A 12,541-nucleotide genomic window follows, 5' to 3' on the forward strand; every position below is an offset into this window, starting at 1 on the left:
CGATCCGATTCGCTTCTGGGAAACAGACGTTTGCCGATGGACGAGGTTCCGGAATTGCGTCGGGACTGCGCGGGAATCTGCGCTGCTGCGCCCCTTGAAGCCCCCGACCACTCAGGGCCGTTTGCCCAGCGTGTCCGCCATTTCGGCGTTGCGCTGTCCCATCGGCCTGACGCGTCCGCGCGTGGTGTCCCGCCGCGACTGGTGCTCCATCTCGGCGTTCAACAGGGCACCCAGCAGCACGACGAACGCCGTGAGCCAGATGTAGAGCAGCAGGATCACCATCCCGGCGATCGCCCCGTAGGTGGGTTGGAAGCTGCCGAAATTGCGCACGAAGAGCGAGAAGAGCACCGATCCCCCCAGCCACACCGTTGTCGCGACGACCGCGCCCGGCGTGACCCAGCTCCATCGCGGCGGCCTGCGCGCGGGGGCGTAGCGATAGAGCAGTCCCAGCACCACCATCGACAGAAGGGCAAGCACCGGCCACCGCCCGAGGGTCAGGATGGTGTCTGTCCAACCCGACAGCCCCAGCGCCTCCGCGATCGGCGGCACCACCCCGGCAAGCGCAAGGGAAACGAGAACCAGCGCCGTCATTGCCGCCGTGAGCCACAGCGACACGATGTTGCGGCGGATGATGTTGCGCGTCTCGGTCTCGGCATGCGCCATGTTGATGCCGCTCACGAGGTTGTCGATCCCGCGCGAGGCCCAGAACAGCGAGAAGGCGAGGCCGACGAGCGCCGTCATCGTGGCCTGGCCCGGTGCTTGACCGGAAAGCGCCACCGCCTGTTCGCGCACCACGTCGAGCGGCGCAGCGGGTGCGAGCCCGTCGAGCGCATCGAGCTGGCGGATGACGATGTCGGGATCGAGGAAAAGCCCCCCGAGCGAGGCGAGCGTCGCGATCGCCGGGAAGAGCGCGAGCATGCCGAAGAAGCCGACTCCCGCAGCAACCAGCGGCACGAGGTCCCGGCCTATCCGCCCCCCCGCGCGCAGGGCGATGTCGCGCCAGCCCGCGAGGTCGATCTGATGCGGGCGCCAGGCATCGCGGCCGTGGCCCTTGTCCTGCACGTCGTCCTCGGACGACGCCGGCGCTGCGGGATGCGATCCTTCGGGATGCGGCGCGGCCCCCTCGCCCGGCCCCGGTCCTTCGCCATGTCGGTCCTGCATGTTGTCAACTCCGTCTACAGCCGCCCGGGAAAGCGTCTATCGGACTGAACGCATCACGCCCCGACTCTGGTCCACCCAAGCAGCCGGGGGCCGGGTGTCACCCCTGCCCGACGGCGCGGCGCAAGGCGTCGAGCAGGCGGCGTTCGTTGATGGGCTTCCCGATATTCTCGGCATCGGCCACGGCTTCGCCGCCTTCGAAGTCGACGGTCCCGTAGGCCGACGCGAGGACGAAGGGGATGTTGAGGCTCCGCAGCCGCTCAGCCACCGGGAAGACAAGCTCGCCGCGCAGGTTCATGTCCAGGAGGGCAACGTCAGGGCGCGCCTCCTCGAGCAATCTGAGCGCGTTCTCTACCGAAGGGGCCGTGGCGATGACGGCATGGCCGTTCTGTTCGAGCATCATCTCGACATCCATCGCGATCAGGAATTCGTCCTCGACGACGAACACGGACAGGCTGCCGCCCGCACCCGGCTTGTTCGTCTCGTCGTGCATCCGACCTCCATGGAATGGCGCTACCGCGGAAAGCTCACGGTAGCTATCAAACCTTCGCGCCTGTAGCTCAGTTCCGCACGACCTCCGAGTTCGCGCTCGGCCGTGAACCGGATCAGCCGTGTGCCGAAGCCGGTCGCTTCGGGCGAGACGGTCTCGGGGCCGTCGGTTTCCACCCAATTCAGGTGGACCCAGCTGACGTCGTCCTCGTCCGTCGAGAGTTTCCAGTGGATCTTCACACGCCCCGCCGGCACCGAAAGCGCGCCGAATTTCGTGGCGTTCGTGGCCAGCTCGTGCAGGATCATGCCCAGCGGCGTCGCCTTGTTCGACGCCAGGTCGACCTTCGCTTCATCGGCCACCGAGATGTCGCGGTCACCTTCCATGTATGGCTCGACCACGGCCCGCGCCAGGGCCGGCAGCTCTGCCGTCCTGCCGTTGGCGGTCGCCTCCATCGACCGCCCCAGCGCCTCGAACCGCCCGAGGAAGGTGTCGCGATATTCGTCGGCACTGCGCCCGGCCACGTCGGTCTGGCGTGCCAGTGCATGCGTCACCGACAGCAGGTTCTTGATCCGGTGATCAAGCTCGCCGATGAGGATGTCCTTCTCGACCTCGACGCGCCGACGTTCCGTGGCGTCAGCGATCGTCACCAGCAGGACGCGTTGCCCGTTATCGGGATGCGCGAGGCGCTGTGCGCTGACCAGCATGGTGCGCAATCCGACATGGGGGAACTCGGCCGTGACCTCGTAGTCGAAGACCGACGCGCTGCGCGGGATCACCTGCTCGAGGAGAAGGCGCAACTCGTCGATGTTCCACTGCCCCTCGCCAAGCTTGTCGAAAGGCATGTCGATCGTGGCTTCCCGATCGGTCTTGAACGTCCTGTAGAAGGCAGGGTTGGCGCTGATGACGGTCAGGTCCGGCCCGAGCACCAGAAGAGGATCGCGGATCGTGTCGACGACCCCCTGCGCCCGCACATGAGAGCCACGCAGAAGGCGATACAATTCATCGAGATCCAAACTGCACTCCTGTCCCTGGCGCGTATCGCCGGACAATCGCACGGCGAAGACGGCAAGGGCAAGAATGCCCGCGCTCCCCCTACGGTCCGCGATCAGTCGGGCAGGCTACGCTCGAGCTCGTCCAGCCAGACCTGCGCCGTGGCGTCCGACGGCGCCCGCCAGTCGCCCCGGGGCGAAAGCGACCCGCCGGGCGAGACCTTGGGACCGTTCGGCATGGCCGAGCGCTTGAACTGGCTGAAGCCGAAGAACCGCTGGACGAAGACCCGAAGCCACTCGGCAATCTGGGGAAGATCGTATTCCTGCTTGGCGGCCTCGGGGAAGTCGATCGGCCAGCTTCCCGTTTCGGCATCCCGCCACGCATGCCAAGCAAGGAACGCCACCTTCGACGGGGGCAGGCCGTAGCGCATGGTGTGGAACAGGAAGAAGTCGTGCAGCTCGTAGGGGCCGATCCTGTCCTCGGTCGATTGCAGCTCTTCCTCTTCGCCCTGGGGGACCAGCTCGGGCGAGATCTTGGTCTGCAGGATCGCATCGAGCACGTCGTTCGTCTCGGGGTCGAACTGGTCGGTCTGGATCACCCAGCGCACGAGGTACTGGATCAGGGTCTTGGGCACGCCCGTGTTGACGGCATAGTGGCTCATCTGGTCGCCGACGCCGTAGGTGCACCAGCCCAGCGCCATCTCTGACAGGTCGCCGGTGCCGATGACGAAGCCGCTGTTCTGGTTGGCCAGCCGGAACAGGTAGTCGGTCCGCAGACCGGCCTGCACGTTCTCGAAGGTCACGTCGTAGACAGGCTCGCCCCCTGCGAAGGGGTGGTTCATGTCCGTCAGCATCTGTTGCGCGGCCGGCCGGATGTCGATCTCGGCCGCTTCGATGCCCAGCGCGCGCATCAGCTTCCAGGCGTTGCTTTTCGTCGTGTCGCCGGTGGCAAAGCCGGGCAGCGTGTAGCCGAGGATCGTCGAGCGCGGCAGGCCCAGCTGGTCGCACACCTTCGCGGCAACGATCAGGGCGTGGGTGGAATCGAGCCCGCCCGACACGCCGATCACCATGCGGCTGCCGCTGGTGGCCTCGAACCGGCGGCGCAGGCCCTCGACCTGGATGTTGAACGCCTCGTAGCAGTCCCGGTCCAGGTGGCTGCGGCGGTTCGGCACGTAGGGAAAGCGGCGGATCGGCCGGACCAGCCCCGCATCCTGCCAGTGCGGCCGGTGGTCGAAGGCCACGCGACGAAACTCGGTCCGGCGCATCTCGGACGCGTCGGCATAGGTGCCCGAGCGCATGCGCTCGTTCAGGATGCGCTGCGTGTCGATATCGGCCAGGCACAGCTGCGGGTCGAGAGAGAACCGCTCGGACTCCGCCAGGAGGTCGCCGAGTTCGTAGATCGCCCCCTGCCCGTCCCACGCAAGATCGGTGGTGCTTTCGCCAGGCCCGGCGGCGGAATAGGCATAGGCGGCCATCGCACGCGACGATTGCGAGCGGCAGAGCATGTGCCGCTCGTCCGATTTGCCGATGGTGATGTTCGAGGCCGACAGGTTCGTCAGGATCGCCGCACCGGCCAGCGCCGCGTCCGACGAGGGCGGGATCGCGGACCAGTAGTCCTCGCAGATCTCGACGTGGAAGATGAAGCCGGGAAGATCGGAGGCCTCGAAGATCAGGTCGCTGCCGAACGGCACCTCATGCCCGCCGAGTTTCATGGTGCGGCCCCGGACATTCCGGCCATGCGAGAACCAGCGCTTTTCGTAGTATTCGCGGTAGTTCGGCAGGTAGGATTTCGGCACCACGCCGAGGATCCGTCCGTGCGAGATCACGATGGCGCAGTTGTAGAGCTGGCCGTCCTGGCGCAGCGGGGCGCCCACCAGAAGTACCGGGGCCAGATCGGCGCTTTCCGCGGCGATAGCGGCCAACGCGTCCTCGACCGCATCCAGCAGGGCCGTCTGCATGTGCAGGTCGTCTATCGCGTAGGACGAGACGCAAAGCTCGGGATAGACCAGCAGATCGACCCGCGCCTCGTCCGCGCGGCGCGCCTCGTCGAGGATCGCGTCGCGGTTGAAGGCGACGTCGGCCGTCCGGACGCGCGGCGTGCTTGCGCCAACGCGGACGAAGCCGTGCCGGTGCAGCGAGTGGAAGTTCTCCGGCCTCGGGAAATCGGTCATTTCAGCGCCTCCTCGAACATTTCGACAGCGACCCGCATGCAGGCCAGCCGCACACCGCTGCGCCCGATCGGCCCGAAATGCTCCTCGCGGTGGACGGTTCCGCGGCCCCGTACGGAGCAGGCGAAATGCACGAGGCCTTCCTCGGCGTCTCCCGCAGGCCCGGCGAACCCCGTCACCGAGAAGACGGCATGCGCACTGGATGCGGCCAGTGCCCCCTCTGCCATGGCGAGCGCCACCGGGCGCGATACCGCGCCCTCCTGATCGAGCAGGTCGGACGGGACGCCCAGCATGTCGGTCTTGGCCTGATCCGTATAGACGACGTAGCCCCGTTCGAACGCGTGGGAACTGCCCTGGACATCGGTGAAGAGCGAGGCGACCAACCCGCCGGTGCAGCTTTCGGCCGTAGCCAGCGTCCGCTCCTGATCGCAGGCAAGGTTCAGCACCTTGCGGATGCGATCCTGCAGATCGTCAGGAATGTCGGTGACAAGCGTTTCGACCATGGCAGATCTCCGAGTGTTTACGCAGGCCAACTGCGTTCGCGCCCGACGGTTTCACCCGACTGCGTCCCGCTTCGCAAGCGGCGTGAAGGTCGGCCGGCTGGACCGCCTCGGAGAGACAGGCGTTGACGGACCGGGCAAGTCCGTAGGATGAACCGCTCGTCGGACGGTTCAAGGAATCCGGGCCGGAATATCCATCCGCTGCGCGTTCCGCCAGCCTGCTGCGCGTCGCGCCCGATAAGAACCAGGGACCCCATGACCGACTTCACAGCCCGTCCCGACGAACGCGGCCACTTCGGCGTCGTCACCCCGACCTGTTTTGGACCGGGTGTCGCCGGCCATTCCCGCGCATCACAACGAGGCAGCTGACGTGGAAGACCAACTCGAAGCGCTCGTCGCGACCATCGCCCTGCCCGCCATCGTGTCCGGCATCTTCGGCGGCATCCTTGCCGGGCTTCTGGGCGTCGGCGGCGGCATCGTCATCGTCCCCGCCCTCTATTTCGCGCTGTCGCTGACGGGCATGGATCCGGGCCAAGTCATGCAGGTGTCGGTGGGCACGTCACTGGCCACCATCATCTTCACATCGCTCAGCTCGTCCCTCGGGCATTACCGGCGCGGCGCGATCGACTTCGACCTCCTGAAGCTCTGGGGGCCGTCGATCCTGGTCGGTGTGGTGATCGGCGGCATCCTGGGAGGGATCGTCTCGGGCCTGACCCTCATCGCCGTCTTCGCCTCGGTGGCCCTTCTGGTCGCGCTCGACATGATCCTCCGGGGCGGCGGCGAGATCGACAGTCCGCGGAGCTTCTCCAAACCCGTCTGGGCGTTCTTCGGCATCATCGCGGGCGCGATCTCGGCCATGATGGGGATCGGCGGAGGCACCGTCTGCGTCCCCCTGCTGAACTTCCTCGGCTACGAGATCCGCAGGGCCGTGGGCACGTCGGCCGCGATCGGGTTCATCATTGGCTTGCCCGGCGCGATCACCTACGTCCTGACGGGCCTCGGGCAAGACGGTCTGCCCCCCCTCTCGCTCGGCTACGTGAACCTTGCCGCGGCGGCCATCATCATTCCCCTCACTGTCCTGTTCGCCCGCGTCGGTGTCGCGATCGCCCACAGGATTCCGCGCCGCGCCCTGCGCCTGACCTTCGGGTTGTTCCTGCTGATCACGTCGATGCGCATGTTCTTCGACCTCTACAACGCGATCTGACGCGGCCGACGGGGATCGTCGGTGCGCGCCGTCCGACTTTCCGAACACAGCACACAGGCGCTCATCCGACCGACGGTTGCGCTTTCGGGACCGAGCGGGTAACCGACAGCCAGATAATCTGGACCCGGGTGCGATCCCCGGGTGGCTCTCCTGGCCGCCGATCCGCCGGGGCAACCGCTAAATACCTGAAACGACCCCAGCGGCACCTCCGCGGGCCGGGCAGGAACGGAAATTTCAAACATGAACCTCAACGCCTACCGCCACCAGTGGCTCGGTAACGTGCGTGGCGATGTGCTGTCGGGCATCGTCGTCGCGCTTGCCCTCATTCCCGAGGCAATCGCCTTTTCGATCATCGCCGGCGTGGACCCGAAGATCGGGCTCTACGCGTCCTTCTCGATCGCCGTCGTCACCGCCATCGCCGGGGGACGGCCGGGCATGATCTCGGCCGCGACCGCTGCAACCGCCGTGCTGATGGTCACGCTCGTCGCCGATCACGGACTCGAATACCTGCTCGCGACCACGGTGCTTGCGGGGATGCTGCAGATCGCCGCCGGCTTCGCGCGCCTCGGAGACCTGATGCGCTTCGTCTCGCGCTCGGTGATGACCGGTTTCGTCAACGCCCTCGCGATCCTGATCTTCATGTCGCAGATCCCCGAACTGACGGGCGTGCCGTGGCTGACCTACCCGCTCGTCGCGGTGGGCCTCGCGATCATCTACCTGCTGCCCTACCTGACGACCGCCGTGCCGTCGCCGCTTGTCACGATCGTGGTGCTGACGGTGGCTGTCATGGCCATGGGCTGGGACGTGCGCACCGTGGGCGACATGGGCGAACTGCCCAACACGCTGCCGGTCTTCCTGATCCCCGATATCCCGCTGACATTCGAGACCCTGGCGATCATCTTCCCCTATGCGGCCGCCGTGGCCGTGGTCGGCCTTCTCGAAAGCCTGATGACGGCGAATATCGTCGACGACCTGACGGATACGGGGTCCGACCGGAACCAGGAATGTGTGGGCCAGGGCCTGGCCAACGCGGCGACCGGGTTCATCGGTGGCATGGCGGGCTGCGCGATGATCGGTCAGTCGATCATCAATATCAAGTCGGGCGGCCGCGGTCGGCTGTCCTGCTTCATCGCCGGCGTGTTCCTGTTGTTCCTGGTCGTGGTGCTGGGCGACCTTGTCGCGCAGATCCCCATGGCCGCACTGGTGGCGATCATGATCATGGTGTCGATCGGGACCTTCTCGTGGTCGTCGATCAAGCAGCTCCGCACGCATCCCCGCTCGTCCTCGGTCGTCATGCTCGCGACGGTCGCGGTGGTGGTCTACACCCACAACCTCGCCATCGGGGTGCTGGTCGGCGTCCTGCTGTCGGGGCTGTTCTTCGCGGGCAAGATCTCTCAGCTCTTCGGAGTCACGTCTTCGCTGTCCCAGGACGGCCGGGTGCGCACCTACCATGTCGAGGGGCAGCTGTTCTTCGCCTCGTCCGAAGAGTTCATGGCCGCCTTCGACTTCAAGGAGGCAGCCGACAAGGTCGTCATCGACGTCAGCCGCGCGCATATCTGGGACATCTCGTCCGTTGCCGCGCTGGACATGGCCGTGCTGAAGTTCCGCAGGGACGGGTCCGACGTCGAGATCGTCGGCATGAACGAAGCGTCCGAGACCATCGTCGACCAGCTTGCCGTTCACGACAAGCCCGGCGCGATGGACAAGTTGATGGCGCATTGAGGGAGGAGACGTAATGACCACGAAAATCATCGCCTTGGTGGACGGATCCACCTATTCCAGAAGCGTCTGCGACCATGCCGCGTGGATTGCCGGCCGCGCCACCTGGGAGGTCGAGCTGATGCATGTGCTGGGCCGCCGCGAGGGAGGCGGGACGGCGGACCTGTCCGGCGCGATCTCTCTCGGGGCGCGCAGCGCGCTTCTTCAGGAACTGTCCAGTCTCGACGAGAAGCGGTCCAAGCTCGCTGTGCAACGCGGGCGCGCGATCCTCGAGGATGCGAAGGCCATCTTCGAGGACGCCGGCGTGCATGCCACCGAGCATCTGCGCCATGGCGACCTCGTCGAGGCGATTTCGGATACATCGGGTAACGCCGAGATGATCCTGATCGGCAAGCGCGGCGAGGCGGTGGACTTCGCGAAGGGGCATCTGGGGTCGAACCTGGAGCGGGTGATGCGCTCGGTCGAGAAGCCCCTCTTCGTCGCATCGCGCGCCTTCCGTCCGATCGAGAGAGTGCTGATCGCCTATGACGGCAGCGCGAGTGCCCGGCGTGCGGTCGACTACGTTGCGCAAAGCCCGATCTATGCCGGTCTCGCGGTAAGCGTCGTCACCGTCGGCTCGGCGACCGATACCGCGCGGAAGGGCCTCGAGGAGGCCGAGGCGATGCTCGATGCGGCGGGCTTCGACGCCAGGATCGAGACCCGCGAGGGCCAGCCCGAGGACACCCTCAGCCGGATGATCGACGAGGTGGGCTTCGATCACCTCGTGATGGGCGCCTCGGGCCATTCCCGCCTGCGCGCGCTTTTCGTCGGGTCCACCAGCCTCGAGATGATCCGCACCTGCAAGGTGCCCGTCCTTCTGGTGCGATAAACCCTGAAGCCCGCAGAGGCATCTGCGGGCTCATCCGGGTTGCCCCTTGCAACCACAGTCACGAACATCCAGATACCATCCACACGGATGGAGAAATGCTTATGGGTGACGTGAGACAGCTTCGGGAAAGACAGCCCGAAAGCGAGAAGATCACCATCAATCTCGGCTTCGTCGACCTTGGCCGCATCGATTTGCTGGTGAAGGAAGGCTTCTACTCGAATCGCAGCGACTTCATTCGCACCGCGATCCGCAAGCAGATCGACACTCATGGCGAAGCCGTCGACAGATCGATCGAGCGCCACACGATGGAGCTCGGCCTGCGTGACTACGACCGGGCCGAGCTGGAACAGCTGCGCGAAGCCGGCGAAGTTCTGCATGTGAAAGTCGTGGGCCTCGCACGGATCAGCGCGAACGTCTCGCCGGACCTGGCCTTGGCTACGATCGGCTCGATCACCGTGCTCGGCGCGCTTCAGGCACCCGCAGACGTAAAGAAGGCCTTGGCCGATCGCATCACGTAGCGGCGCCTCCCCCCTCACAAGGACAGACACAATGATGGATTTCAAACCCGGCGCCTGGCGCTCGGCAAAGACCGGGGCGCGCATCGACTCGGCTACCGACCTCGTGAACCGCACCCTCGCCCGGCACGGATTGGCCTCTGGGTCCGTGCAGGGCGAAGGCCCCGCACAGCCCGCGGGGTTGTCAGACATGCTCGCCCGGTTCCGCCAGCCCGGCCAGTCGACGGCCGAACCCGTGCTTCCCGAGGGTGCGACCTTCGCTGAGGACAGCTTCACCTGCGCCGCCGGCACCCGCCGCTACCGCACCTATGTGCCCGCCTCGGCGCGGGACGGCGCCACGGGCCTCGTGGTCATGCTGCACGGCTGCACCCAGACGCCCGAGGATTTCGCCGTCGGCACCGGGATGAACGCCCTGGCCGAAGAGCATCGTTTCATCGTCGTCTACCCCCACCAGACCCGCGGCGACAACGCGCAATCCTGCTGGAACTGGTTCAGCCGCGGCGACCAGCGGCGCGACCGGGGCGAGCCGTCGATCATTGCCGGCCTGACCCGCGAGGTCATCGCGCGACACGGCGTCCCCGCCGACCGAACCTTCATCGCAGGCCTTTCGGCCGGGGCGGCGATGGCGGTCATCATGGGCGACGCCTATCCGGACCTCTTCGGCGGCGTCGGCGCGCATTCCGGCCTGCCGACCGGGGCGGCCAACGACGTTCCCTCGGCCTTCGCCGCAATGGGCGGACAGGGCGCTACGAGCGCCGGGACGGCCAAGGGGACCCCGGTCCGCACGATCGTGTTCCATGGAACCGCCGACGCGACCGTCCACCCGTCGAACGGCGAGCGCATCGCGCAAAGCGTGCTCGACCGAGGACCGCGGCAGAACCTTCAGACCGAGGACAAGGGCCAGGCCGGCGGCCGCGCCTTCCGCCGCTGCACCACCTACGACACCGACGGGACGGCGGCGGTCGAACACTGGGTCGTCGAGGGGATGGGGCACGCCTGGTCCGGCGGGAAGCCCGGCGGCAGCTACACCGACGCGCAGGGGCCGGACGCCAGCGCCGAGATGGTCCGGTTCTTCTTCACCCCCCGCACAAACGGGTAGACGGAACGAACAGGGCCGGCCGCGAGATGGCGGCCGGCCCCTTCTCCTACGGTTCGGGCAGCACCTGGGCGCTACCCGTTCGCCGGATCACTCAGCCGCTTTGGCACGCTGCGGGAAGCCAGCCATGACTTCCTCGGCGGTTGCCTGGTGGTTCTCGACCGAGCTCGTCCACTGGCCCCAGGGTTCGGCATCGACCGTATCGCCGTTGCTGCCGAGCGACTTCATCCGGCGCTGATCTTCCTCGGTCAGAACCTGCTTGGGCAGCGGGCCCAGATTGGCCACGTCAGCGGCGCTGATCCCGATCATCTCTCCGACGCGGTTGCCGAACTCGTCGTGGACCATCAGGAAGTGCCACACCATGCGCTCTTGCACGTCGCGTTCGCAGTCGGCGAGCATGGTGCCCATGTTGTTGACCAGGTCGTCACGCTCCCACTGCATCATGGTGCAGAAGCGGGCGCGCGGCTGGACGTAGTCGTTGCGGCGCTCGATCACGCTGCGGGTCAGCTGGCCGCGGACCTCGGGCGGGTTGTTGTTCTCTTCCCGCGGCGCCTCGGTGAGGCCGTCATGGATCGACGGCTCGTAGTTCACATGCGGGTTCTGCCCCGGCGCGGCGTCGCGGTAGTAGGACATCTGGCCGCCGGACTGGTTGGTCGCGACGCGGGCTTGCTTGGCCTGGTTGACCGGCAGTTGCAGGTAGTTCGGCCCCACGCGGTAACGCTGCGTGTCCGAGTACGAGAATGTCCGACCGATCAGCATCTTGTCGTCCGAGAAGTCGAGCCCGTCGACCAGCACGCCGGTGCCCATGGCGATCTGCTCGTTCTCGTTGAAGAAGTCCTCGACGTTGCGGTTCAGCGTCATGGTGCCGACGTGGAGAAGCGGGAAGTCCTTTTCAGGCCAGATCTTCGTGTCGTCGAGCGGATCCCAGTCGAGTTCCGGGTGCTCGTGGTCTTCCATGACCTGAACGTACATGTCCCACTGGGGATAGTTGCCCGTCTCGATCGCGGTGTAGAGGTCCTTCGAGGCCGATCCGAGGTCCTGCCCCTGCACCTTCGCCGCCTCGTCGGCGGTCAGGCTGGCGACGCCTTCGCGGGGGTGGAAGTGGTACTTCACCAGCACCGTGTTCCCCTCGGCATTCACCATCTTGTAGGTGTTGACGCCGAAGCCTTCCATGTGCCGGTAGTTTGCCGGGATGCCGCGCGGGCTGAACAGGTGCGTCAGCATGTGCATCGCTTCGGGCGTCTGGCTCATGAAGTCGAAGATTCGGTTCGGTTCCTGACGGAAGGTCACCGGATCGGGCTTGAGCGAGTGGATCACGTCGGGGAACTTGATCGCATCACGGATGAAGAACACGGCAAGGTTGTTGCCCACGAGGTCCCAGTTGCCGTCCTCGGTGTAGAACTTCACCGCGAAGCCACGCGGATCGCGCGCGGTTTCCGAGCTGTCGCGCCCGCCGATCACGGTTGAGAAGCGGATCGCCAGCGGGGTCTTCTTGCCCGCCTCCTGGAACAGCTTCGCGCGGGTGTATTTCGAGGCCGGCTCGTCGCCGATCTTGCCGGTCGCCTCGAAGTCGCCATAGGCGACGAAGCCGCGGGCGTGGACGACGCGCTCGGGGATGCGCTCGCGGTCGAAATGGCTGATCTTCTCGAGGAATTGGTAGTTCTCGAGGGTCGCCGGGCCGCGCGAGCCCACGGTGCGCTGGGACTGGTTGTTGACGACCGGATGGCCCTGGCGGTTCGTGAGAACGCGCTCGTCAGAGGTGGGGGCGCTGGATTTGGGGGATTTGTCGGCAGGTGACATGCGGTTTTCCATTGGCTCCGTTTCGGGATTCTCG

General features: G+C 66.4%; 11 protein-coding genes and 1 other annotated feature. Of the genes, 5 read left to right on the forward strand and 6 right to left on the reverse strand.

Annotation, left to right across the window (positions count from 1 at the left end; all coding sequences use genetic code 11):
* Positions 1 to 111: 111 nt before the first annotated feature.
* From PAM7066_RS06610 to PAM7066_RS06630, 5 genes are all read right to left on the reverse strand, one after another.
* Positions 112 to 1,161: a YihY/virulence factor BrkB family protein gene (locus PAM7066_RS06610; RefSeq protein ID WP_085853368.1), complete on the reverse strand. Its 1,050-nt coding sequence runs from the start codon at positions 1,159 to 1,161 to the stop codon at positions 112 to 114.
* A 97-nt stretch (positions 1,162 to 1,258) separates the two neighbouring features.
* Positions 1,259 to 1,651, reverse strand: a complete 393-nt coding sequence (locus tag PAM7066_RS06615; RefSeq protein WP_085853369.1) for a response regulator — start codon at positions 1,649 to 1,651, stop codon at positions 1,259 to 1,261.
* A 20-nt stretch (positions 1,652 to 1,671) separates the two neighbouring features.
* Positions 1,672 to 2,661 carry a PAS domain-containing HWE histidine kinase family protein gene (locus PAM7066_RS06620; RefSeq protein WP_085853370.1) on the reverse strand — a complete coding sequence of 330 codons (990 nt, stop codon included), beginning with the start codon at positions 2,659 to 2,661 and terminating at the stop codon, positions 1,672 to 1,674.
* Positions 2,662 to 2,753: 92 nt separating this feature from the next.
* Positions 2,754 to 4,808, reverse strand: a complete 2,055-nt coding sequence (locus PAM7066_RS06625) for an NAD(+) synthase (RefSeq protein WP_085853371.1) — start codon at positions 4,806 to 4,808, stop codon at positions 2,754 to 2,756.
* Positions 4,805 to 5,308, reverse strand: a complete 504-nt coding sequence (locus tag PAM7066_RS06630) for a CinA family protein (protein ID WP_085853372.1) — start codon at positions 5,306 to 5,308, stop codon at positions 4,805 to 4,807. The genes PAM7066_RS06625 and PAM7066_RS06630 overlap by 4 nt, the downstream gene beginning before the upstream one ends.
* A 367-nt stretch (positions 5,309 to 5,675) precedes the next feature.
* On the opposite strand from PAM7066_RS06630, the gene PAM7066_RS06635 reads away from it, so the two are divergent.
* The 5 genes from PAM7066_RS06635 to PAM7066_RS06655 all read left to right on the forward strand — a co-directional run bounded on the left by PAM7066_RS06635 (position 5,676) and on the right by PAM7066_RS06655 (position 10,710).
* Positions 5,676 to 6,509 carry a sulfite exporter TauE/SafE family protein gene (locus PAM7066_RS06635; RefSeq protein ID WP_085853373.1) on the forward strand — a complete coding sequence of 278 codons (834 nt, stop codon included), beginning with the start codon at positions 5,676 to 5,678 and terminating at the stop codon, positions 6,507 to 6,509.
* Between the two features lie 117 nt (positions 6,510 to 6,626).
* Positions 6,627 to 6,684, forward strand: a sequence feature (sul1 is cis-regulatory element that is thought to sense ions involved in sulfur or methionine metabolism; They are found in Alphaproteobacteria).
* A 65-nt stretch (positions 6,685 to 6,749) separates the two neighbouring features.
* Positions 6,750 to 8,231 carry a SulP family inorganic anion transporter gene (locus PAM7066_RS06640; protein ID WP_085853374.1) on the forward strand — a complete coding sequence of 494 codons (1,482 nt, stop codon included), beginning with the start codon at positions 6,750 to 6,752 and terminating at the stop codon, positions 8,229 to 8,231.
* Between the two features lie 13 nt (positions 8,232 to 8,244).
* Positions 8,245 to 9,096, forward strand: coding sequence for a universal stress protein (locus PAM7066_RS06645; RefSeq protein WP_085853375.1), 852 nt, complete (start codon positions 8,245 to 8,247; stop codon positions 9,094 to 9,096).
* A 101-nt stretch (positions 9,097 to 9,197) separates the two neighbouring features.
* Positions 9,198 to 9,614 carry a ribbon-helix-helix domain-containing protein gene (locus tag PAM7066_RS06650; protein ID WP_085853618.1) on the forward strand — a complete coding sequence of 139 codons (417 nt, stop codon included), beginning with the start codon at positions 9,198 to 9,200 and terminating at the stop codon, positions 9,612 to 9,614.
* Positions 9,615 to 9,648: 34 nt separating this feature from the next.
* Positions 9,649 to 10,710, forward strand: a complete 1,062-nt coding sequence (locus PAM7066_RS06655) for an extracellular catalytic domain type 1 short-chain-length polyhydroxyalkanoate depolymerase (RefSeq protein ID WP_370738082.1) — start codon at positions 9,649 to 9,651, stop codon at positions 10,708 to 10,710.
* An 87-nt stretch (positions 10,711 to 10,797) separates the two neighbouring features.
* Here PAM7066_RS06655 and PAM7066_RS06660 read toward each other — a convergent pair whose 3' ends face one another.
* The gene (locus PAM7066_RS06660; RefSeq protein WP_085853619.1) at positions 10,798 to 12,507 is read right to left on the reverse strand and encodes a catalase; all 1,710 of its coding nucleotides are present in this window, start codon (positions 12,505 to 12,507) and stop codon (positions 10,798 to 10,800) included.
* Positions 12,508 to 12,541 lie beyond the last annotated feature (34 nt).

Origin of the sequence: Palleronia marisminoris, from assembly GCF_900172315.1 — a bacterium.
Classification (GTDB): domain Bacteria; phylum Pseudomonadota; class Alphaproteobacteria; order Rhodobacterales; family Rhodobacteraceae; genus Palleronia; species Palleronia marisminoris.

Excerpts from the sequence above, each read along its gene's own strand:
- PAM7066_RS06610 (WP_085853368.1), bottom strand. The coding sequence starts at position 1,161 with ATGCAGGACCGACATGGCGAAGGACCGGGGCCGGGCGAGGGGGCCGCG.
- PAM7066_RS06615 (WP_085853369.1), bottom strand. The coding sequence starts at position 1,651 with ATGCACGACGAGACGAACAAGCCGGGTGCGGGCGGCAGCCTGTCCGTG.
- PAM7066_RS06625 (WP_085853371.1), bottom strand. The coding sequence starts at position 4,808 with ATGACCGATTTCCCGAGGCCGGAGAACTTCCACTCGCTGCACCGGCAC.
- PAM7066_RS06630 (WP_085853372.1), bottom strand. The coding sequence starts at position 5,308 with ATGGTCGAAACGCTTGTCACCGACATTCCTGACGATCTGCAGGATCGC.
- PAM7066_RS06640 (WP_085853374.1), top strand. The coding sequence starts at position 6,750 with ATGAACCTCAACGCCTACCGCCACCAGTGGCTCGGTAACGTGCGTGGC.
- PAM7066_RS06645 (WP_085853375.1), top strand. The coding sequence starts at position 8,245 with ATGACCACGAAAATCATCGCCTTGGTGGACGGATCCACCTATTCCAGA.
- PAM7066_RS06650 (WP_085853618.1), top strand. The coding sequence starts at position 9,198 with ATGGGTGACGTGAGACAGCTTCGGGAAAGACAGCCCGAAAGCGAGAAG.
- PAM7066_RS06655 (WP_370738082.1), top strand. The coding sequence starts at position 9,649 with ATGGATTTCAAACCCGGCGCCTGGCGCTCGGCAAAGACCGGGGCGCGC.
- PAM7066_RS06660 (WP_085853619.1), bottom strand. The coding sequence starts at position 12,507 with ATGTCACCTGCCGACAAATCCCCCAAATCCAGCGCCCCCACCTCTGAC.